The organism is Actinomadura spongiicola (assembly GCF_003432485.1).
In the GTDB taxonomy this organism is placed as follows: Bacteria; Actinomycetota; Actinomycetes; order Streptosporangiales; family Streptosporangiaceae; genus Spirillospora; species Spirillospora spongiicola.
The window spans coordinates 734416-754456 of sequence record NZ_QVNQ01000004.1; the positions used below are offsets into that span (position 1 = coordinate 734416).

16 protein-coding genes are annotated in these 20041 nt (G+C 71.9%); 7 read left to right on the forward strand and 9 right to left on the reverse strand.

Annotation, left to right across the window (positions count from 1 at the left end; translation table 11 throughout):
• Positions 1-65: 65 nt before the first annotated feature.
• From D0T12_RS16145 to D0T12_RS16160, 4 genes are all read right to left on the reverse strand, one after another.
• Entirely contained in the window at positions 66-3722 is a 3657-nt protein-coding gene (locus D0T12_RS16145) for a multifunctional oxoglutarate decarboxylase/oxoglutarate dehydrogenase thiamine pyrophosphate-binding subunit/dihydrolipoyllysine-residue succinyltransferase subunit (protein ID WP_407642085.1), read from the reverse strand.
• A 415-nt stretch (positions 3723-4137) separates the two neighbouring features.
• Entirely contained in the window at positions 4138-4809 is a 672-nt protein-coding gene (locus D0T12_RS16150) for an AIM24 family protein (protein WP_117400356.1), read from the reverse strand.
• A gap of 62 nt (positions 4810-4871) precedes the next feature.
• On the reverse strand, positions 4872-5780 hold the full coding sequence (locus D0T12_RS16155) for a glutathione S-transferase family protein (protein WP_117400357.1): 909 nt from the start codon (positions 5778-5780) through the stop codon (positions 4872-4874).
• A 23-nt stretch (positions 5781-5803) separates the two neighbouring features.
• Positions 5804-6871: an NAD(P)H-dependent amine dehydrogenase family protein gene (locus D0T12_RS16160; protein ID WP_117400358.1), complete on the reverse strand. Its 1068-nt coding sequence runs from the start codon at positions 6869-6871 to the stop codon at positions 5804-5806.
• A 238-nt stretch (positions 6872-7109) separates the two neighbouring features.
• On the opposite strand from D0T12_RS16160, the gene D0T12_RS16165 reads away from it, so the two are divergent.
• Complete coding sequence (locus D0T12_RS16165) at positions 7110-8012, forward strand: SDR family oxidoreductase (protein ID WP_117400359.1); 903 nt, start codon at positions 7110-7112, stop codon at positions 8010-8012.
• Positions 8013-8060: 48 nt separating this feature from the next.
• Here D0T12_RS16165 and D0T12_RS37030 read toward each other — a convergent pair whose 3' ends face one another.
• Positions 8061-8903 carry a sirohydrochlorin chelatase gene (locus tag D0T12_RS37030; RefSeq protein ID WP_117400480.1) on the reverse strand — a complete coding sequence of 281 codons (843 nt, stop codon included), beginning with the start codon at positions 8901-8903 and terminating at the stop codon, positions 8061-8063.
• 401 nt (positions 8904-9304) lie between these two features.
• Between D0T12_RS37030 and D0T12_RS16175 the strand changes: the two genes are divergently transcribed.
• From D0T12_RS16175 to D0T12_RS16190, 4 genes are read left to right on the forward strand one after another with little or no spacing between them, the layout of a single operon-like run.
• Entirely contained in the window at positions 9305-11863 is a 2559-nt protein-coding gene (locus D0T12_RS16175) for a nitrate- and nitrite sensing domain-containing protein (protein ID WP_117400360.1), read from the forward strand.
• On the forward strand, positions 11860-12300 hold the full coding sequence (locus tag D0T12_RS16180; protein WP_117400361.1) for a roadblock/LC7 domain-containing protein: 441 nt from the start codon (positions 11860-11862) through the stop codon (positions 12298-12300). The genes D0T12_RS16175 and D0T12_RS16180 overlap by 4 nt, the downstream gene beginning before the upstream one ends.
• Positions 12301-12304: 4 nt before the next feature.
• Entirely contained in the window at positions 12305-12694 is a 390-nt protein-coding gene (locus D0T12_RS16185) for a DUF742 domain-containing protein (protein ID WP_117400362.1), read from the forward strand.
• Positions 12675-13283: a GTP-binding protein gene (locus D0T12_RS16190; protein ID WP_117400363.1), complete on the forward strand. Its 609-nt coding sequence runs from the start codon at positions 12675-12677 to the stop codon at positions 13281-13283. The genes D0T12_RS16185 and D0T12_RS16190 overlap by 20 nt, the downstream gene beginning before the upstream one ends.
• A gap of 25 nt (positions 13284-13308) precedes the next feature.
• Here D0T12_RS16190 and D0T12_RS16195 read toward each other — a convergent pair whose 3' ends face one another.
• Complete coding sequence (locus D0T12_RS16195; protein WP_325050810.1) at positions 13309-13998, reverse strand: cupin domain-containing protein; 690 nt, start codon at positions 13996-13998, stop codon at positions 13309-13311.
• Between the two features lie 242 nt (positions 13999-14240).
• A complete protein-coding gene (locus tag D0T12_RS16200) occupies positions 14241-14825 on the reverse strand; it encodes a Uma2 family endonuclease (RefSeq protein WP_117400365.1) in 585 nt (194 codons plus the stop codon).
• Positions 14826-15032: 207 nt separating this feature from the next.
• Between D0T12_RS16200 and D0T12_RS16205 the strand changes: the two genes are divergently transcribed.
• Both D0T12_RS16205 and D0T12_RS16210 read left to right on the forward strand, forming a co-directional pair.
• Positions 15033-15596, forward strand: coding sequence for a DUF1707 SHOCT-like domain-containing protein (locus D0T12_RS16205; protein ID WP_117400366.1), 564 nt, complete (start codon positions 15033-15035; stop codon positions 15594-15596).
• Positions 15597-15707: 111 nt separating this feature from the next.
• Positions 15708-18251 carry a hypothetical protein gene (locus D0T12_RS16210; RefSeq protein ID WP_117400367.1) on the forward strand — a complete coding sequence of 848 codons (2544 nt, stop codon included), beginning with the start codon at positions 15708-15710 and terminating at the stop codon, positions 18249-18251.
• Between the two features lie 373 nt (positions 18252-18624).
• On the opposite strand, the gene D0T12_RS16215 is transcribed toward D0T12_RS16210, so the two are convergent.
• A complete protein-coding gene (locus tag D0T12_RS16215; RefSeq protein WP_117400368.1) occupies positions 18625-18810 on the reverse strand; it encodes a hypothetical protein in 186 nt (61 codons plus the stop codon).
• Between the two features lie 125 nt (positions 18811-18935).
• The gene (locus D0T12_RS16220; RefSeq protein WP_117400369.1) at positions 18936-20024 is read right to left on the reverse strand and encodes an alcohol dehydrogenase catalytic domain-containing protein; all 1089 of its coding nucleotides are present in this window, start codon (positions 20022-20024) and stop codon (positions 18936-18938) included.
• Positions 20025-20041 lie beyond the last annotated feature (17 nt).

Consider the following 20041-nt stretch of genomic DNA (forward strand, 5'->3'; position numbering starts at 1 on the left):
TGCCGGAGACGGCCGAGGGCCCCGGTGTCGCGCACCGGAGCCCTCGGCTCGAACCGTCCAGGGACCTACTTCTGCCCGAACAGGCGGGCGATCAGCGCCTCCTGCTCGGCCTGGTGCAGCTTCGCCGACCCCACGGCCGGGGACGAGGACGCCGGGCGCGACACCCGCGACATCCGCAGCCCCTCGATGTGGTGCGGCAGCTTCAACGCCATGAACGGCCAGGCGCCCATGTTCGCCGGCTCGTCCTGCACCCACACGACCTCGACGTCCGACGGGTACTTCGCCAGCTCCGCCCTGATCTCGTCCACCGGCGGCGGGTACAGCCGCTCGATCCGGACGACCGCCGTGTCGGTCGCGCCCGCCTCCTGCCGCGCCTTCACCACCTCGTAGTAGATCTTGCCGGTGGTGAGCAGCACGCGCCGCACCCCCGCCGGGTCGATCGCCGGGTCGGCCTCCGAGATGACCGGCTGGAACGCGCCGCCGGTGATCTGCGCCACCGGCGACGTGGCCGCCTTCAACCGCAGCAGCGACTTCGGCGTGAACACGATCAGCGGCTTCTTCCGGCCCGACAGCACCTGCCAGCGCAGGAGGTGGAAGTAGTTCGCCGGGGTCGTCGGGTACACGACCGTCATGTTGTCCTGCGCGCAGAGCTGGAGGTAACGCTCGATCCGCGCGGACGAGTGGTCGGGACCCTGCCCCTCGTAACCGTGCGGCAGCAGCAGCACGACACTGGAGTGCTGGCCCCACTTCTGCTCGCCGGACGAGATGTACTCGTCCACGATCGACTGGGCGCCGTTCGCGAAGTCGCCGAACTGCGCCTCCCAACAGACCAGCGCGTCCGGGCGGGTCATGGAGTAGCCGTACTCGAAGCCCATCGCCGCGTACTCGCTGAGCAGCGAGTCGTGGACGTAGAACTTCGACACGCCGTGCCCGAACTGCTTGAGCGGCGTGTGCTCCTCACCCGTCTTGCGGTCGACGAGCACCGCGTGCCGCTGGCCGAACGTCCCGCGCCGGGTGTCCTGCCCGACGAGCCGCACCGGATGACCGTCGATCAGCAGCGATCCGAACGCCAGCAGCTCCCCGGTCGCCCAGTCGATCGCGTCGTCCTCGATCATCTGCGCGCGGCGCTGCAGGATCGGCTGGAGCCGCGGATGCGGCGTGAAGCCCTCCGGCAGGCTGACCTGCGACTCGATGATCCGCTTGACGGTCTCCGCCGGGATCGCCGAACCCGCGCCGCCATGGTCGATCGGGATGCTCTCCTCGACGTCCGGCTTCACCACCGAACCCGGCTCCAGCGGCTTCTTCACCGCCTCGCGCGTCTCGGTGAACGCTCGCTCCAGCTGCTCCTGGTAGTCGCGGAGCGCCTGCTCGGCCTCCTCGACGGTGATGTCGCCGCGACCGATCAGCGCCTCGGTGTACAGCTTGCGCACCGACCGCTTCGCGTCGATCAGGTCGTACATCAGCGGCTGTGTGAACGAGGGGTTCTCGCCCTCGTTGTGCCCGCGCCGCCGGTAGCACACCATGTCGATGACGACGTCCTTCTTGAACGTCTGCCGGTACTCGAACGCCAGCAGCGCGACCCGCGCGCACGCCTCCGGGTCGTCGCCGTTCACATGGAAGATCGGCGCCTGGATCATCCGGGCCACGTCCGTGGAGTAGACGCTGGACCGCGAGTACTCCGGCGCGGTCGTGAAGCCCACCTGATTGTTGATGATCACGTGCACGGTGCCGCCGGTGCGGTAGCCGCGCAGCTGCGACAGGTTCAGCGTCTCCGCCACGACGCCCTGCCCGGCGAACGCCGCGTCGCCGTGGACGAGGATCGGCAGCACGCTGAACCCGGCCTCACCGACGTCGAGGAGGTCCTGCTTGGCGCGGACGACGCCCTCCAGCACCGGGTCGACCGTCTCCAGGTGCGACGGGTTCGCCACCAGCTCGCAGTGGATCTTGGAGCCGTCGTCGGCGACGAAGTCGCCGGACGCGCCGAGGTGGTACTTCACGTCGCCGGAGCCCTGCGCGCTGCGCGGGTCGAGGTTGCCCTCGAACTCGCCGAAGATCTGCCCGTAGGACTTGCCGACGATGTTGGCGAGGACGTTCAGCCGTCCCCGGTGCGCCATCCCGATGACGACCTCGTCCAGGCTCTCCTTCGCCGCCGCGGAGATCACCGCGTCCAGCAGCGGGATGACGGACTCGCCGCCCTCCAGCGAGAACCGCTTCTGCCCGACGAACTTCGTCTGCAGGAACGTCTCGAACGCCTCCGCGCTGTTCAGCCGCCGCAGCACGTGCAGCTGCTCCTCGCGGGACGGCTTGTCGTGCGGGACCTCCACGCGCTCCTGGATCCAGGCGCGCTCCTCCGGGTCCTGCATGTGCATGTACTCGATGCCGACCGTCCGGCAGTACGCCATCCGCAGCACGCCGAGGATCTCGCGCAGCTGCATGGTCGGCTTCCCGCCGAACCCGCCGGTCGCGAACTCGCGCTCCAGGTCCCACAGGGTGAGGCCGTGCTTGAGGATGTCGAGGTCGGGGTGGCGGCGCTGCTTGTACTCCAGCGGGTCGGTGTCGGCCATCAGATGGCCGCGGACCCGGTAGGCGTGGATCAGCTCGTGGACGCGGGCGACCTTCGCGACGTCGTCCTCGTGGGTGGCGGAGATGTCCTTCACCCAGCGCACCGGCTCGTACGGGATGCGCAGCGCCTCGAAGATCTCGTCGTAGAAGCCGTCCGCGCCGAGCAGCAGCTCGTGGATGCGGCGCAGGAAGTCGCCGGACTGCGCGCCCTGGATGATCCGGTGGTCGTAGGTGGAGGTCAGCGTCATGACCTTGCTGATCCCCATGCGCGACAGCGTGTCGCTGGAAGCGCCGGCGAACTCCGCCGGGTACTCCATGGCGCCCACACCGATGATCGTCCCCTGGCCCGGCATCAGCCGCGGCACCGAGTGGACGGTGCCGATCGTGCCCGGGTTCGTCAGGCTGATCGTCGTGCCCTGGAAGTCGTCCAACGTGAGCTTGCCGCCGCGGGCCTTGCGGACGATCTCCTCATAGGCGGCCCAGAACTGGCGGAAGTCGAGCGTCTCGGCGGCCTTGATGCTCGGCACCACGAGCTGCCGGGACCCGTCGCTCTTCTGGAGGTCGATCGCCAACCCGAAGTTCACGTGCTCCGGCCTGATCAGCACGGGCTTGCCGTCCACCTCGGTGAACGCCGCGTTCATCTCCGGCATCACCGCGAGCGCCTTGACGATCGCGTAACCGATCAGATGGGTGAACGAGACCTTGCCGCCGCGCCCGCGCTTCAGATGGTTGTTGATGACGATGCGGTTGTCGATCAGCAACTTCGCCGGGACGGCGCGCACGCTCGTCGCCGTCGGCACGCCCAGGCTGGCCTCCATGTTGGACGCCGTCCGGGCGGCGACCCCGCGCAACCGGACCTCCTCGGCGCCCGCGGGCACCGGCGGCGGGGCGGGCTTCCGCTCGCCCTTCGGCTCGGGCCTGGCCGGGGGCTTCACGGGCTGCTGCGGTGTCGGCGGAGCGGCCGCGGTGCCGTTCGCGGCCTTCCCGGCCGCGATCTCGGTCGGCGCCTGGGGGGAGGCGGGGGTCACGGACGTGGGCCGGCTGTCCGGCTGGTAGTCCGCGAAGAAGTTCCACCAGGCCTCGTCAACCGAGTTCGGGTCTTCGAGGTACTTCTGGTACAGCTCGTCGACCAGCCACTCGTTGGCACCGAAATCTGTCATCTTGGGGTCGGCACTTGTTTGCGACGACTCTGTCGACACGGCGGAGATCGCCCTCTTCCGCAGCTCGCAGGTAATTTCTAAGACCAATCAAGGCTACTCGCCTCCGACCCCCTCCCAGGCCAGTAGGGCCGTTAACCCCCCGCCGCGCGGTGTCCGACCCCGGCCGAACCCGCCGAAGCCGGGGCCTCAGCTTCGACAGTGTTCATTGCAGTCCACTCCTCCTTCGGCCCTGGCGGGCCTCCATCGTCGTGCACTGCGTGCGATCGCTAGCATCGCTCCGACTCGCCTTGCGGCTCGCTGCGCGATCAGGTTCTCGCAAGCTCGAACCTGGCTTCGCACGCGATCGCGCCCGTTGGGGTCGGTGCGTGGCTGAGGCCTGGTGGTCGGGGTCGTCGGGTGACGAGCTGCCTACGCGTCAGTGGGTGTGGTGGGGGACGGTGGGGCCTTCGCTTGCCTGGACGAGGACGAAGCCCTGGCCCTGGTAGGCGAGCTGCATGGCCTCGCCGCTGCCGCGTCCGATGAGGGCGCCGGCCTTGAAGGTGCGGTTGACGCCGACCTGGAGGCTGGTGCTCCACGCGACGGCGGACTGGCCGTCGGCGAAGGTCGGGGCGCGGCCGCAGTCGAGCATCACGGGCGTGCCGTGGGTGGTGAGCGCGACCCAGCCGGTGCCCGTCAGGGTGGTGTTGAAGAGGCCGCCCGCCGCGATCCCGGCGCCCTGGACGCGCTGGATGTCCGACTGGAGGTGCGCGTCGTAACCGAGGATGTTCTTGCCGTTGACGGTGATGCCCTCGTTCTCCAGGTAGAACAGGTGGATGTCGTCGGCGTCGTTGGCGCAGAACAGCAGGCCCTGGCCCTTGACGCGCATCAGCGGGACGCCCTCGCCGGTCAGGGCCTTCTTCATGAACTTGCCGATGCCGCCGGAACCCTCGTAGTCGAACTCCATCTGGCCCTGGAACGCGACCATGGAGCCCTGCCGCGCCAGGACCTCCCCGTTGAGGTGGACTCTGAGCATCTTGGAGTTCTGGAGCGCGAAGTGGCCGGGGAGCTGCTGTCCCTGATCAAGGTTTCCGAAGAACTGGCTGCGCATGGTCGGGTTCGTTCCTTCTCATCGGGTTGCTAGAGATCCGTCAGCATAACGAGGAGATGGAGTCAACGTTCCCGGTTGTGGGGGGCCGTCCAGTCGAGGAACGGTCCCTTCGGGACGATGCCCGACGGGTTGATGTGGGGGTGCGTCACGTAGTAGTGCCGCTTGATGTGGTCGAAGTCGGTGGTCTCGCCGAACGCGGGGATCGCGTACAGGTCGCGGGCGTAGGCCCAGAGGTTCGGGTAGTCGACGAGGCGGCGCAGGTTGCACTTGAAGTGCGAGTAGTAGACGGCGTCGAAGCGGGCGAGCGTGGTGTAGAGGCGGACGTCGGCCTCGGTGATCTCGTCGCCGAGCAGGTACCGCCGGTGCGCGAGGCGTTCCTCGAGGTCGTCGAGGGTGGTGAAGAGGGCGTCGAAGGCCTCCTCGTAGGCGTCCTGGGCGGTGGCGAACCCGGCCTTGTAGACGCCGTTGTTGACGGTCGTGTAGACGCGGCGGTCCAGCTCGTCGATCTCGGGGCGGAGGGCCTCCGGGTACAGGTCGGGCGCGCCGGGACGGTGGTGGGCGGTGAACTCGGTCTCCATCATCGTGGTGATGGCGGGGAAGTCGTTGGTCACCAGGCGTTCCGTCACGGTGTCCCAGACGCACGGGACGGTGAAGCGTCCCACGAAGGACGGGTCGGTGCGCAGGTAGAGCTCGGAGAGGAACTCCACGCCGGTGACGGGGTCGCGGCCGGGGATCCGCCAGCCGCGCTCGTCGCGGATCGGGTCGACGACGGCGAGGCCGATCACGTCCTCCAGGCCCAGCAGCCGCCGGACGATCATGCTGCGCTGCGCCCACGGGCACGCGTAGGAGACGAAGAGCCGGTAGCGGCCGGGTTCGGCGGGCAGGCCGCCGGTTCCGTCCGCGGTGATCCGCTCGGTGAAGCGGTTCGGCTGCCGGACGAAGTGTCCTTCTTCGACCTCTCGTGTGGTCATGGCGCGCTCCCTTCGCTCTCCCTTCAGACTCGCATGCGGCCGCAGACCACCGGCAGGTCGAGGTGGGTGCGGATGCCGGGCGGGGCGGCGCAGACGACGGGGACGGAGTTCAGGACGTGGGCGGCCGCCGCGGCGATCGGGTCGGACACCCAGTCCTCGCCGGCCGCCAGCGTGACGGACGGGCGGCCGTCCACGCGCAGGGAGTAGCCGGGACGGCCCCACTCGTCGGACGTCCGGGACGCGTCTGCCCGGTGCACGATCTCGACGGTGATCACGGGCCGTCCGGCGGCCAGGCCGCTGAAGGTCCAGCGGGCGGCGGCGACGGTGCCGCGCGGGATCGGTCCGGCGGCGATGGCGAGGTCGACGCGGGCGAGCCGGTGCTCCACGTCCATGTCGATCTCGTCGAGGTCGACGCCGAGTCCGGTCGCGATCAGGTGGAGGCTCTCGGTGAACAGCGCCCACATCGCGGTGCGGACGGGCCGCAGCGCCCGCAGGTAGGCGTCCTCGTCCCTGCCGAACCCGATCATGTGGTGGACCATCTGCCAGGACGGATGCCGGGAGAAGTCGGTGCATTCCCGAACGTAGACATGGGTGATGCCGCGGGAGAGCCGCGACAGCACCAGCGGCATGACGTCGGCCATGAACCCGCTGCTGACCCCGCTGCCGTGCACCGAGACGCCGCCCCGCTTGCACGCCTGTTCCAGCTCGCCGGCGAACAGCGGGCCGTGCGCCTGCGGGTAGACGTAGCCGTTCGTGGCGATCAGGTTCTTGCCGGACGCCAGCAGCGAGCAGATGAGATCCAGTTCGGCGTACCGGTCGAGGGCCGGGGTCGCGGCGTAGACGACGCAGTCGGCGTCGAGGTCGAGGATGTCCTGGAGGTCGCCGGTCGCGGCGACGCCGACGGGGTCTCGTCCGGCGAGGACGCCGGCGTCGACGCCCGCCTTGGCGGGGGTGTGCGCCCAGGCGCCGACCAGCTCCATGTCGGGCCGGTCCAGGACGCCCCTGATCACGCAGCGTCCCATCGCCCCCGTCGCCCACTGCACCACCCGGTACGGGCGGGGGCCCGGGTTGACCGCGTCGAAAGTGCTCATGGGACGGGACCTCCGTTGCTCCTCGCGAGGAGACTGCGCCGGTCAGAGGGCGAAATGGGGCTTTCCATGCAACTTTCTGACAACTCCCATCGTACGCGGGCAAGATTTCTCGTCCAGTGCGGAGGGCGAACCGGGGGCCGCAGCCGAGCGAGATTCGGTCCGGTGGTACCACTGGGTGACCCGGATGGTGACCCGGGTGCGGCCGGAGGGACGTCCGGCGGGACGGGAGGAGACGGGAATGTCGGAACTGCTATTCGACGACCGGGTCGCGGTCGTGACCGGCGCGGGCCACGGTCTCGGCCGGCGGCACGCGCTGGAACTCGCCGCGCGTGGCGCCCGGGTCGTCGTCAACGACGTCGGCGGCGACCGGTCGGGTGCCGGCGCCTCGGCCGGTCCGGCCCAGCGGGTCGTGGACGAGATCACCGCGAACGGCGGCGAGGCCGTCGCGAACTCCGGCGACGTCGCGACCCCGGACGGCGCGGAGTCGATCGTCCGGTCCGCGCTGGAGGCGTTCGGCGGGCTCGACATCGTGATCAACAACGCGGGCATCCTGCGCGACCGGTCGGTGAAGAACATGACCGTGGACGAGTTCGACGCGGTCGTCGCGGTGCACCTGCGCGGCTCGTTCCTCGTCTCCGCCGCCGCCTGGCCGCACCTGCGCGAGAGCGGCCAGGGGCGGGTCGTCAACACCTCGTCCCCGGCGGGCCTGTTCGGCAACTTCGGCCAGGCCAACTACGCCGCCGCCAAGATGGGCCTGGTCGGGCTCACCCGGACCCTGGCGCACGAGGGCGCCAAGTACGGCATCGGGGCCAACGCCATCGCGCCGATCGCCTGGACCCGCATGACCGAGGACCTGCTGCCCGCCGACCTCGCCGACCGGCTCGGCGTCGAGCAGGTCACGCCGCTCGTGACCTACCTCGTCCACGAGTCCAACCGGGAGTCCGGCGAGGTCTACACCGTCGGCGGCGGCCGCGTCGCGAAGATCTTCGTGGCGGAGGGCCCCGGCTACGCGCGGCGGGAGACGCTGTCGGCGGAGGACGTCCGCGACCACTGGGAGGCCATCAACGCGGCCGAGCCGATGACGGTGTACCGGAACATGATGGAGCAGATGGGCCCGCTGATCCGGCGGCACACCACCTGAGGGCGGACACGCCGTGGCGTCCGCGAGGACGTCCGGCCCGGTCCGCCCCTACTCGGCCAGCGCCAGGGAGAGCGCCTCGACGTAGCGGAGGGCGGCGAGGCGGGCCAGGGCCGGGTGGGCGCCCAGCGGGGCGGAGTACGGGCAGCCCACGGCGGCCGCGGCGGACGCGACGAGCGCCGTGTCCGGCTCCGGGCCGATCAGGTGCGGGGCCAGCGCGATGGACGTGGCGCCCGCCGCGCGGAGCTGCTCCGCCGCGGCCTTGACGGACGACTCGTCGTTCAGGGAGGCGGTGAACACCGGGGCGGCGAGCCGGGAGGCCAGCAGCACGCCGGTGACCTCGGCCTGCCGGACGGCGGTGACGTCGCCGGGGGTGGCGACGATGACACCGGACGCGGCGGTCACCATCGTCATCATCCGGATGCGGTCGGCGCGGGCGAGGCCGGCGTCGGCGAGCCGGTCGTGGAGGGCCTCGGCGATGAACGGGTGCGGGCCGAGCGGCTCGGCGGCGACCGCCCGCGCCGGGGCGTTCATGACGATGGCGCGCAGGGCCGCGTCCAGGGCCGGGTCGGGACCGGTGGACAACGGGACGACCACCGCCGCGAGCTCGTCGTCCTCGCGGCGCATCCCGGCGAGGACCGTGTGCAGGTTCGCCTCGTCACCCTCCAGGAACCCGACCCGGGCGGGCTGACCGGTGTGCTCGATCTCGACGAGCCGCACGAGCTCGATGGCGAGATCGGTGCCGGGCCGCCGGGCGGAGCCGGGCACGGCCAGGACCAGGGTGGGCAGTCCGGGGGGCAGCAGGAATGACTCGTCGCCGCGGTGCCGGCCGCCACGGGGGGCGCGGCGCCGCCGCGACGGCAGCGCGTCGGGTGCCTGGCTCTCGGAACTCACGGCGGGCATCGTAACGTCCTCGCCCCGGACGCCCTCGGTCCAGGGTCTCGGTCTCCCGTCCCGGTCGCCGCCGTCGCCTGCGTGGGGGACGTGGTGGTCGCCTGTGTGAATCGTGCTCTCCTTCCCGTGCCGGCCGGAGGGCCGAGCAGTCGGTGAAGAACGAGAGTATGGCGCAATGGCGCGGGACAACAGTGCGAAATGATGTAAATTATCCTGCTTTGCCGCAATCTCGTGGCCGTTGATTCGTTTATCCGGGCCCCGATGGTGCCGGGGGTGACCGTTTCGCGGCAGGCGGTGATGCCAGCCCGGAACGCCCGCCCACGTAGTAGGCTCCGGCACGCCCCTTACTCCCACAGATCGGGAGGAAAACCCCGCATGCCCCGCCCCCGGAGGCCGAAGCCGTGACGGTTCCTCGATTCTCCTCCATCCGGGCGAGGATCACGCTGTTGGTCCTCGTGCCGTTGCTGGCGCTGGCCTCGCTGTGGGTCTTCCTCACCGGCACGACCTACGGCGACGCGAACGAGCTCATCCAGAGCCGGAAGTTCCAGCAGGAGACCCTGCTGCCGATGCAACGGCTCGTCCACGGACTGCAGAAGGAGCGGCGCCTGTCGATGGCCGAGCTCGTCGGCGGACGGCTCGCGGCCTCGGGAGCGATGCGGGAGCAGCGACGGGCGACCGACAAGGCGGCGGCGGACGTCCGCGCGGGCAGCGGCGACGAGGGCCTGCGCGACGCGCTCCCGCCCCAGACCGTCCGGCGGGTGGACGCGCTCGTCCGGGGCCTCGACACGCTCCAGACGATCCGCCGGAACGTGGACCAGCGGACCGCCGACCGCGGCCAGATCCTCCGCGACTACAACACCCTCATCGACACGAGCTTCGCCGTCCACGGCGCGACCGCGCCCGGGGACGGCTCCATCACCGCGCACTCCCGGACCCTCACCGAGATCGGCCGGGCCCGCGAGTTCATGGCCCGCGAGGACGCGCTGCTGACCGGCGCGCTCGCCGCCGGGCGCGTCAACACGGCCGAGCGCGGCCTGTTCGCGCAGCTCGTCGGGGCCCAGCGGATGCTGTTCACCGACGCCGCGGCGAACCTGCCGGACCTCGACCGCGCCCGCTACGACGAGCTCATGGGGTCGGCGCGGTTCGTCCAGCTCCGGGAGCTGGAGGACCAGGTCGTCCGCGGCGCCGAGCCGCCCGCGACCGCCGAGTCGCGCAGGACCCGCGCGGCTCCCCGCGCCGGGCAGGCCACCGCGCCGGCCAGGGCGCGCACCGAGGTCATCGACCCCGCCACCTGGCGGTCGGTGTTCGACACCGCCAACGCCGACCTGTACGCCCTGGAAATCAAGGTCCTCGACGACGTCACCGAGCACGCCAGGGAGAACGCGGTCGACGCGTTCCTGCGGCTCGGCCTCACCGGCGGCCTCGGGCTGGTCGCCATCATCGTGTCGGCGCTGCTCGCGGTCCGCGTCTCGCGGCGGCTGCTGCGCGAGTGCCGGACCCTCGCCTCCGGCGTCGTGGCCTTCACCCACGAGCGGCTCCCGAAACTGGCCGAGCAGATCCGCGCCGGGCGCGCCCCCGAACCGGAACCGGCGCCGGACGTCGCCTACCGCATCGACGAGATCCGCCAGATCGCCGAGTCGTTCGACCGGGCCCGCGCCGCCGTGCTGCTGGCCGCCGAGGGCGAGGTCGCGGCCCGGCGCGGCATCAGCGAGGTCTTCGTCAACCTCGCGCGCCGCAACCAGGCGCTGCTGCACCGCCAGCTCAGCCTGCTCGACACGATGGAGCGCCGCACCGAGGACCCGTCCGAGCTGTCGGACCTGTTCCGCCTCGACCACCTCGCGACCCGGATGCGCCGGCACGCCGAGGGCCTGGTCATCCTGGCGGGACGGACGGCGGGGCGCGGCTGGCGCCGTCCCGTGCCGCTGGTGGACGTGGTGCGCGGCGCGGTCGCCGAGGTCGAGGACTATCCACGCGTCCAGGTGCAGCCGCTGCCGCGGGTCGCGCTGCTCGGCTCCGCGGTCGCCGACGTCATCCACCTGCTCGCTGAGGTGGTGGAGAACGCCACGACGTTCTCGCCGCCGCAGTCGCCGGTGCGGGTCAGCGGCCAGGCCGTCGCCAACGGGTTCGCGATCGAGGTCGAGGACCGCGGTCTCGGCATGACCGAGGAGGCGATGCGCGTCGCGAACGAGCGGCTCGCCCGCCCGCCGGAGTTCGACCCGTCCGACACCGCCCAGCTCGGGCTGTTCGTCGTGGCGCGGCTGGCGGAACGGCACTCGATCACGGTGACGCTCCGGCCGTCCCCCTACGGCGGGACGACCGCCGTCGCGCTGATCCCCGGCACGATCGTCGTGGAGAACGCCGACGAGCCCCCGCGCCGGGCGACCGGGCCGATCCAGACGGTGCAGGGCCCGCCCGCCGCCTCCGGCGGCGCCGAGACCGGCGGCGTCGTCCGGCTGGTCGCCGAGGCCCCGGCCGAGGAGGCGTCCAGGGAGACGGCCAAGGAGACGACCCAGGCCGGACCCGAGACCCCGCCCCCGCCCGCGACGCCGCTGAAGAAGGGCGAACTGCCCAAGCGGCGGCGGCAACAGCATCTGGCTCCCCAACTGAAGCAGCGGGTGGACGCGCGCCTGGCCGCGCAGGGCCGCCAGGCCCCGCCCGAACCGGCCGGGACGATGCCGCTGTCCGCGCCCGTCCCGGCGGACGCCGCCCCGGCCCCCGGGAAGGACCGGGCCGAGGAGGGCGGGGAGCGCTCGCCCGAGGCGATGCGGTCGATGCTGTCCGCCATGCAGCGCGGCTGGGAACGCGGCCGGCAGGACGCGGAGGGCGCCGAGGCGCCGACCGCACCGAAACCACCCGCCAAGCGGCCGAGACCATCCGCCAGGAAGGCGAGACCACCCGCCAGGAAGCCGAAACCCCAGGCCGCTCCGAAACCAGGTGACCAGGAGGGCGACACCCGATGACACAGGCCCAGCAGTCCGGTGCGGAGACCCCGGGCGGAGCCGGAGGCGAGCTGGACTGGCTGCTCGACAGCCTCGTCCAGAAGGTCGCCCCGGTGCAGAACGCCGTGGTGCTGTCGAGCGACGGCCTGCGGATGGCGGCCTCCAGCGGAATGTCCCGTGAGGAGTCCGAGCATCTGTCCGCCGTGGCCGCCAGCTTCCAGAGCCTCGCGAAGGGGGCCGGGGAGGCGTTCGGCGGCGGGCCCGTCCGGCAGACGATCGTGGAGATGGAGTCGGCGTTCCTGTTCGTGACCGCCGCCGGGCAGGGCGCGTGCCTGGCCGTCCTCGCCGACGCCGACGCCGATCTCGGGATCATCGCCTACGAGATGGCGATGCTCGTCACCCGCGTCGGACGGCACCTGTCGGCCGACCCGCGGGCCGCGGCCGGGACGGGCGGTTGACGTCATGGGGGACGGCACCTGGTACGAAGACGATGACGCGGCGGGACCGGTCGTCCGCCCGTACGCGCTCACCGGAGGCCGCACGCGCTACGAGGGCGCGGATCTCGACCTCGTCGCGCTGATCGCCGCAGTGGACCCCCCGGAGTCCGAACAGGACTCCGCCGCGGCGTCGCCGCTGGCACCCGAACATCATATGATCTTGGAACTTTGCCGCACACCGCTGTCGGTCGCCGAGATAGCGTCGGATCTGGAACTCCCCCTCGGGGTCGTCCGTGTCCTGCTCGGCGACTTGCTCGACCGCTCGCTGCTACAGGTCCGGCGTCCCGCGCCGGTGGCGCAGTTCCCCAGCGAGCGCGTACTCAAGGAAGTGATCGATGGAATCCGTGCGCTCTGACGCGGCCGCCGCCCAGGGTGAGTCCGCGCTGACGGTGAAGATCCTCGTGGCCGGTGGTTTCGGCGTCGGCAAGACCACCCTGGTCAGCGCGGTCAGCGAGATCCGCCCGCTGCGCACCGAGGAGGCCCTGACCGAGAAGAGCATCGGGATCGACGACACCAGCGCGGTCGCGGGCAAGACGACGACGACCGTGGCGATGGACTTCGGGCGGATCACCCTGCCCAACGGCCTCGTCCTGTTCGTGTTCGGCACGCCCGGTCAGGACCGCTTCTGGTTCATGTGGGACGAGTTGGCCAAGGGAGCGCTCGGCGCCGTCGTCCTCGTGGACACCCGGCGGCTCGCCGACTGCTTCGCCTCGGTGGACTACTTCGAACGGCGCGGCCTCCCGTTCATCGTCGGCGTGAACCGGTTCGACGGGGCCGGCCGGCACTCGCCCGAGCAGGTCCGCGACGCGCTCGACCTGTCCCCCGACATTCCGGTGATCTCCTGCGACGTGCGCGACCGGGAGGACGCCAAGCAGGTGCTCATCACGCTGATCGAGCACATCATGCGGACGATGAGCGGCCCCCAGGCGACGGTCAGCTACTGACGGTCTTGCTGACGGGCAGCGCCGGTCAGCCGCCGAGCGCCCGGAAGTCGGCGAAGTCGAATCCGGGTGAGACGACGCAGCTGACCAGCACTTCCGTAGGCCCGGCGGGGCGCGCGGACTGCCAGGTCCCGGGCGGAACGACGGCCTGCGGCGCCTGCCCGCCGAGCACGTCCGGACCCAGGGTGACCGGGTCAGGCGTCTCGGTGGGCCGTTCGCCGTCGCCGCCGAGGAACAGCGTCAGCGGGCCGCCCGAGTGCCACAGCCACACCTCGGCGGACCGGACGGTGTGCCACATCGACTCCTCGCCCGGCGGCAGCAGGAAGTAGATGCCGGTGGCGGACGCCCGCTCGCCCGGGTAGCCGTCCGGCGTGAAGGTCACCTCCGACCGCCACGTCTCCCGGAACCATCCGCCCTCCGGGTGCGGCAGCAGGTCCAGCGCCTCGGCCGTCGCCGGACGGTCGAGGAGCGCCACATGCCGGCCGTCGGGCCCGCGACGCGCGTACCGGACGCGGGACGCCGCCGTCCTGTCGATCACCCCGCGCGGCGGCATCGCGCCGGGCTCGGGGTCGAGCGTGACCGCGACGACCTGCCCGTCCGCGAACACGTCGTCGGCCACGGCCAGCGCCCCGCCGTCGTCGGCGGGCGCCCACACCGCCCCCGCCTCGGACAACACGAATCGAGGCCCCCGCTGCCCCCGCCACCCCTCAACCGTCATCAACAACATCACCCCCCGAGCCTAGATCGTGTTCGAAGCGGGGACCCCAGCCAGCACGCGAACGCGTGACCCGCCCGGCGCAGCGACGCCGAAGGCGAGTGGAGCCGGGCGGATCGCGAAGCGATGCCGCGTTCGCCCAGGGACGGTCACGTAGCGAGCCGCCAGGCGAGCGAAGTGGGCCGTTCCTGCAAACAACACAGCCGCAATGCGAGCGCAGTGGGCCGGGCCTGCAATGAATGCATTCAGTCCATTTCGGAGAGGCGCGCCGGGTCGAACGTCATGGGGTAGGGGTGGTTCAGGGTGACGGTTTCGCCGGAGCGGGCCCTGCCGGTGACCTCGTAGCGGCCGTCGACGAGTTCGAGGAGCGTGATCGTGGGGCGCGGCTCCAGGTCGACGAGCCAGTAGTGGGGGATTCCGGTGGCGGCGTACTCGTCGACTTTGCGGACGCGGTCGATCTGCTCGCTGACCGTGCGGGGCGTGACGATCTCGGCGACCAGGATGAGGTCGGGACCGTAGTAGGTGCGGGTCCGGCGTTCCAGGGCGGCGCGGGCGGTGTCGCGGCTCACGGCGAAGACGTCTGGTTTGCGGACGCCCGCGGGGGTGGTGACGTCCTGCGGGGCGCCGGCGACGTGGACGTCGGCGTTCGCGTGGCTGGCCGCTTCCTTGAGGACGGCTTTCAACTGGTCCGCCGCGTGGTCGTGCCACAGGTCGCCCGGGAGTTCGTTCAGCCAGCCGTCGGCGAGTTCGTAGCGGCGGCCCTCCTCCGGGAGCGCGTCCAGGTCGTACAGGGTGTACGGACCGTGCGCGCGACCGGACGTCCCGCCCATGAATTCGTCCCCCCTCGCTCCTGGGCCGTTTCCGAATCTAGCGGACGGACGTCCGAGGGCCGCGCATTCATGATCGCGCGTCGGATGCGGTCAATATCTCGAATACCGAGCGGAAACTGGTTACGATACATCTCGACTGTTCGTCGGCCTTGACCCTCCCGTCGGTGGAGGGCCGATCCTGCGGAGGCACCCGAAGGGAGAGATGCGATGAGCGCCGAGCGGCACCCCCCGGCCGTGCGGGCCTCGGATCGCGATCGCGACGAGATGCTCGTCCGGCTGCACACGGCCTTCGCGGAAGGGCGGCTGGACGAGGCGGAGCTGGACGAGCGCATGGACCTGGTGCTCGCGGCCCGCACGCACGGGGAGCTCGGCGCCGTGGCCGCCGACCTGCCGTCCGGCAGGGGCGAGGTCGTCGTGGGGAGTGCCGAGCGGGGCCCGGTGGGGCGCTTCCAGGTCGCGTACAAGAGCTCCATCAGGCGGGCCGGGCGCTGGCGGCCGCCCGAACGGTTCACGGTCGCGGTGTACAAGGGCACCGGCCTGCTGGACCTGCGCGCCGCCGAGCTGGACGCCCGTGTCACGACGCTGCGGGTGCTGGCCTACAAGTCCACGGTCGAGATCATCGTCCCGCCGGGTGTGCGCGTGGAGACGGACGGTGTGGGGGTGTCCGCCGAGGTCCACGGCGATCCGCCCGCCGGCTCACCGGTCATCCATATCCGGGGTTACGGCTACAAGGGATCGATCGAAGCGAAAGATCGTATACGCCGCCCTTGAAGTGATAGAACGCTCCAGCGGCCCCATTGGCCGCCGTTCACGTCGATGTCCGTACATGGATGAGCGTGGCGCGATTTGATGGTGGTCCGAGCGGACCGTGAAGGAGCGCGTGTGACGGCGAGGACTCCGGAGCAGCACGAGGCCCGGGTGACGGCCGAGGACGAGCCCGCGGGCTCCCGCCGGGCCCGGCGGAGACTGACGTTCGGCGTCGCCGGCGATCTCGCCGGAATGCCCGCGACGCTGTCGCCCTGGCAGCGCGCCTACGAGGCGTGGCGGACCGCCGGGCTGAGCTGGGGCCACGGCGCCCCGCCCAGGGAACGGCCCGCCGCGCCGCCGACCGACGCGCCCGATGACGCGGCCCGCTCGAAACCCCACCCCGAGGACGTGCACGTCGCGGGATCCCCGAAGCCTGTGCCGCCGCCCGCTCCGACGCGTCCGGAGAAGACAGGGGCGAAGAAGGCGCGTCCCGAGAAGGCGCGTCCCGAGAAGGCGCGTCCCGAGAAGGCGCGTCCCGAGAAGGCGCGTCCCGAGAAGGCGGGGTCGCGGAGGGCGGCGTCGCGGTCGGCCGTGGTGGTGGGCCTCGTCGTGGTCGCGGGTGGTGTGCTCGTCGGCGTGACCCGGGGCGGTGGCGAGTCCGTGGAGCCGGACGTTCCGGCCGTCCCCGGCGCGGTGGCGGCCGACGCGTCGTTCGCCCCCGACCCGGCGGCCGCGACCGACGGGCTCGTCCAGGAACTCACCGCCGTCACCTCCACGGGCTCGACCGTCGTCGCCGCCGGGACCGAGGGCCCCGGCGTCCCCGGGCGGGAACGGGCCCGTTTCCTCCTTTCCACGGACGCCGGACGCACCTGGTCGGTCGCGGGCGTGCGCGCGGCGGACGGTTCCGTCCCCACGCTCGGCGACGTCCCGCGCCATGTCGCGGGCGGGGCCGGTCGCTGGGCGGCGTTCGGCGGTTCGGCCGGCGGAAGCGGTCCGGTGGCGTGGACGAGCACGAACGCCACGACCTGGACGAAGCGGCGGCTCGGCACCGGGTTCGCGCCGACCGACAGGGTGAACGACCTGACCCACAAGGGAAGCGGCTTCGTCGCGGTCGGCGACTCGTCCGGTCGCGCCGTCGTGTGGACGTCGCCGGACGGCGAGACCTGGCAGCGCGTCGAGGGGCTCAACGGTGTCACGAGCCTCGACCGTGTCGCCGCGCACGGCGACGTGCTCGTGGCGCACGGCACGCACGCGCGTCGGGTCACCGTGCGGAAGGGCCGGAAGAAGGTCGCGCGCACGGTGCTCGGCGAGGGCCTCTGGCGCTCCACCGACGCCGGACGGACCTGGACGCCCGTCACGGTGCCGCAGGCCCAGCGCTCCTACGGCCCGACGAAGGGCCTCACGGTCGGACCGGGCGGGTTCGCGACCGTCCGGGAGGCCCGGCAGGTGGTCCGGCGGAAGAAGAAGCGGAAGATCAGCCAGTACGGGGTGCTGTTCACCTCGGCGGACGGGCTGCGGTGGCAGGCCGCGAGCCGGTTCGGCGGTTCGGGCATCGAGCGGTTCGACGGCACCCGCGACGGTCTCGCGGTCGTCGTCCGCGGCGCGAGGGGTGCCCGTGCCGTCCTGCGCAGCGACGACGGCCGCGCCTGGCGTCCGGGCGGCACCGTCCCGGCGGCGGTGGGAACCAGCGGCCTGACGGTGTCCGCGGGCACGCTCCTGATCTCCGGACGGCAGGGCGTCGACGCCTACCTGTCGGGCGTCGACCTGCGGACGGTTCCGGGGGCCGTCCGTCCGGACCGCTCGATCCGGTCGCTCGCCGGGGGGCCCGGCCGCGTCGTCGCGGTGGGCGCCACGAACGGGGGCGCCGCGATCTGGTCCGCCCCCGACGGCCGCGCGTGGACCAGAGCCCGGTTCCCGGCCACGCCGGGATGGCTCTCGGACGTCGTCCGCGGAGACCGGGGCTGGCTCGCCGTGGGACGCACCTCCGGCGCGGCGCCCGGCCCGCTGGCGATGACGTCACAGGACGGGGCGGTGTGGCGGCGGTCCCCGTTCCCCGGCGGCCCGCCGCCCGTGGCCGTCGCCGCGGGACCGGCCGGCCATGTCGCGGTCGGCGCCGGATCGGCGTGGCTTTCCACGGATCTCGCCGCGTGGCGGCGGAGCGTCCTGGACGGCGCTCCGGCCGATGTGACGGCGACGGTGCGCGGCTATGTGGCGGTCGGCGGCCGCGGTACGGCACCGGCCGTGTGGACGTCGCAGAACGGGACGGCCTGGACGCCCGCGAAGCTACCGCCCGGGCTCGCCCCGGCTCCGCTCACGGAGGTCGCCGCCCACGGTGACGTCCTGGTGGCGATCGGCGCGGACTCCACGGCCCTGGTGTCCGGGGACGGCGGTATGACCTGGGCGCCGCGGAGCCTCGGCGCGAACGTCGCCGCCACCGCCGTCACCGCGACGACGAGCGGGTTCGTCGTGACGGCGAGCGCCTCGGGTCAGGACGGGGCCGTCCTCGCGTCGGCCGACGGTGTCACCTGGCGCCGCGTCCGGGTTCCGGGTCTGTCGGGCCCCGGCGACCAGCGCCTCACCGAGGTGACCACCTTGGGCCCCGCCGTCGTGGCGACCGGTGTCGTGGACGACACCCGCGCCGAGGTCCCTCTGCTCTGGTACGCGCCCGTCCCGAAGTAGGGTCAGCCGTTGCAGCCGCAGGAGCATCCCTTCGGGCAGGAGCAGCCGCCGCCGTGTCCACAACTACAGTTCTTCGTCGTCATGTGCGGAAGGTAACCCTTTACGCACTCTGCGGTCTATGGCCGGAACGCGAGGCGGGTCTGTCGTAGCGGACACGGGCCGTCGTTCGGCGGGGTGACGACGGCCCGTGTCCGGACCTCTGACCAGGGCCTGATCTCGACGTGGCCTCAGCCCCGCGCGAACGCGTTACCCGCCCGGTGCGGCGACGCCGGAGGTGAGCGGAACCGGGCGGATCGCGAAACGATGTCGCGTTCGCCCAGGCCCGGTCACGTAGCGAGCCGCAAGGTGAGCGAAGTGGGCCGGGACTGCGAAACTACGCGCGGATGTGTAGGTCTACGCCCAGCAGAATCAGGAACCACAGGAAGACGGCCAGTAGGGCACTGCCGACGCGGCGGATCAGGTCCGCGTCGATGTAGTCGCGGTCGAAGGCCACGAACAGGCCGATGACAAGATAGATGAGGCCGACGATGCCGATGTGCGGCCGGTATCGGGTCCTCATGGACGGCGTCTCCTCCCGGTGGGGGTATGGCGATCGCCTGGTGCCCCACCCCGACGGGAGAAAACGCCGCCCCAATTACGGCCCAGGTGCGGCCGACATTAGGTCGTGTCCGAAATAACGGCCGTTCAGTCGAAGACGACCATCTGGCGGATCGCCTTGCCCTCGGCGAGGGTGCGGACGGCGTCGTTGAGGTCGCCGAAGCCGATCCGGCTGGTGATGAGGCCCTCGATGTCGAGCCGTCCCGCCCGCCACAGGTCGACGAACCGCGGGATGTCACGCCGGAGGTCGCTGCTCCCGTACACCGCCGACCTGAGGGTCTTGCCCTCGAACAGCAGCGCGGACGTGGGCAGGCTCCAGATGTCGTCGGCGGCGCCCGCGCCGACCATGATGACCTCGCCGCCGCGCCTTGTCGCGTTCCACGCAGTGGTGACCGCGACGGACTTGCCGACGACCTCGAAGGAGTAGTCGAAGCCCGCGCCGCCGGTGAGCCGCTCCACGGCCTCCTCCAGCCCGTCCGGCGTCACGGCGTGGGTGGCGCCGAACCGCTCGGCGATCGGATGCTTGGCCTCGTTCGGGTCGATCGCCAGGATCGCGGACGCGCCCGCCAGCCGGGCGCCCTGGATGACCGAGAGGCCGACGCCGCCCGCGCCGACGACCGCGACCGTCGAGCCCGGCGCCACCTTCGCCGTGTTGACGACCGCTCCGACGCCGGTCGGGACGCCGCAGCCGAGCAGCGCCGCGTACTCGAACGGGACGTCCTCGGCGACCTTGATCACGCTGCGGTGGTGGGTGACGAGTTCCTCCGCCCAGGTGCCGATGCCCGACATGCCGTACGCGGGGGTGCCGTCGCCGAGTTCGAACCGGGGGTCCGTGCGCGCCGCGTTCCGCAGGGTCAGGCACAGGTACGGCTGGCCGCGCAGGCATTCGGCGCACTCGCCGCAGTCGGGCATCCAGCTGATCACGACGTGGTCGCCGGGGCGGACGTCCGTCACCCGGTCGCCGACCTCCGTCACGACCCCGGCGCCCTCATGGCCCACGATCATCGGCAGGCCCTGCCGCAGCACGCCCCTGATCAGGTGCAGGTCGGTGTGACACACACCGGTCGCCTTGATCTGGACCTTCACCTGGTCGGGGCCCGGCCCGACCGTCGATACGTCGTCGTGTAGTCCGAGTTCGCTGTCGCCGAACGCGTGCAGTACCGCGGCGCGTGCCATGGAGCCTCCGTATGGCG

Bases quoted from the DNA above. Each gene is read 5' to 3' on its own strand.
- D0T12_RS16150 (WP_117400356.1), bottom strand. From the start codon at position 4,809: ATGCGCAGCCAGTTCTTCGGAAACCTTGATCAGGGACAGCAGCTCCCC.
- D0T12_RS16220 (WP_117400369.1), bottom strand. From the start codon at position 20,024: ATGGCACGCGCCGCGGTACTGCACGCGTTCGGCGACAGCGAACTCGGA.
- D0T12_RS16185 (WP_117400362.1), top strand. From the start codon at position 12,305: ATGGGGGACGGCACCTGGTACGAAGACGATGACGCGGCGGGACCGGTC.
- D0T12_RS16155 (WP_117400357.1), bottom strand. From the start codon at position 5,780: ATGACCACACGAGAGGTCGAAGAAGGACACTTCGTCCGGCAGCCGAAC.
- D0T12_RS16145 (WP_407642085.1), bottom strand. From the start codon at position 3,722: ATGACAGATTTCGGTGCCAACGAGTGGCTGGTCGACGAGCTGTACCAG.
- D0T12_RS16200 (WP_117400365.1), bottom strand. From the start codon at position 14,825: ATGGGCGGGACGTCCGGTCGCGCGCACGGTCCGTACACCCTGTACGAC.
- D0T12_RS16195 (WP_325050810.1), bottom strand. From the start codon at position 13,998: ATGACGGTTGAGGGGTGGCGGGGGCAGCGGGGGCCTCGATTCGTGTTG.
- D0T12_RS16215 (WP_117400368.1), bottom strand. From the start codon at position 18,810: ATGAGGACCCGATACCGGCCGCACATCGGCATCGTCGGCCTCATCTAT.
- D0T12_RS16190 (WP_117400363.1), top strand. From the start codon at position 12,675: ATGGAATCCGTGCGCTCTGACGCGGCCGCCGCCCAGGGTGAGTCCGCG.
- D0T12_RS16165 (WP_117400359.1), top strand. From the start codon at position 7,110: ATGTCGGAACTGCTATTCGACGACCGGGTCGCGGTCGTGACCGGCGCG.
- D0T12_RS16205 (WP_117400366.1), top strand. From the start codon at position 15,033: ATGAGCGCCGAGCGGCACCCCCCGGCCGTGCGGGCCTCGGATCGCGAT.
- D0T12_RS16160 (WP_117400358.1), bottom strand. From the start codon at position 6,871: ATGAGCACTTTCGACGCGGTCAACCCGGGCCCCCGCCCGTACCGGGTG.
- D0T12_RS16180 (WP_117400361.1), top strand. From the start codon at position 11,860: ATGACACAGGCCCAGCAGTCCGGTGCGGAGACCCCGGGCGGAGCCGGA.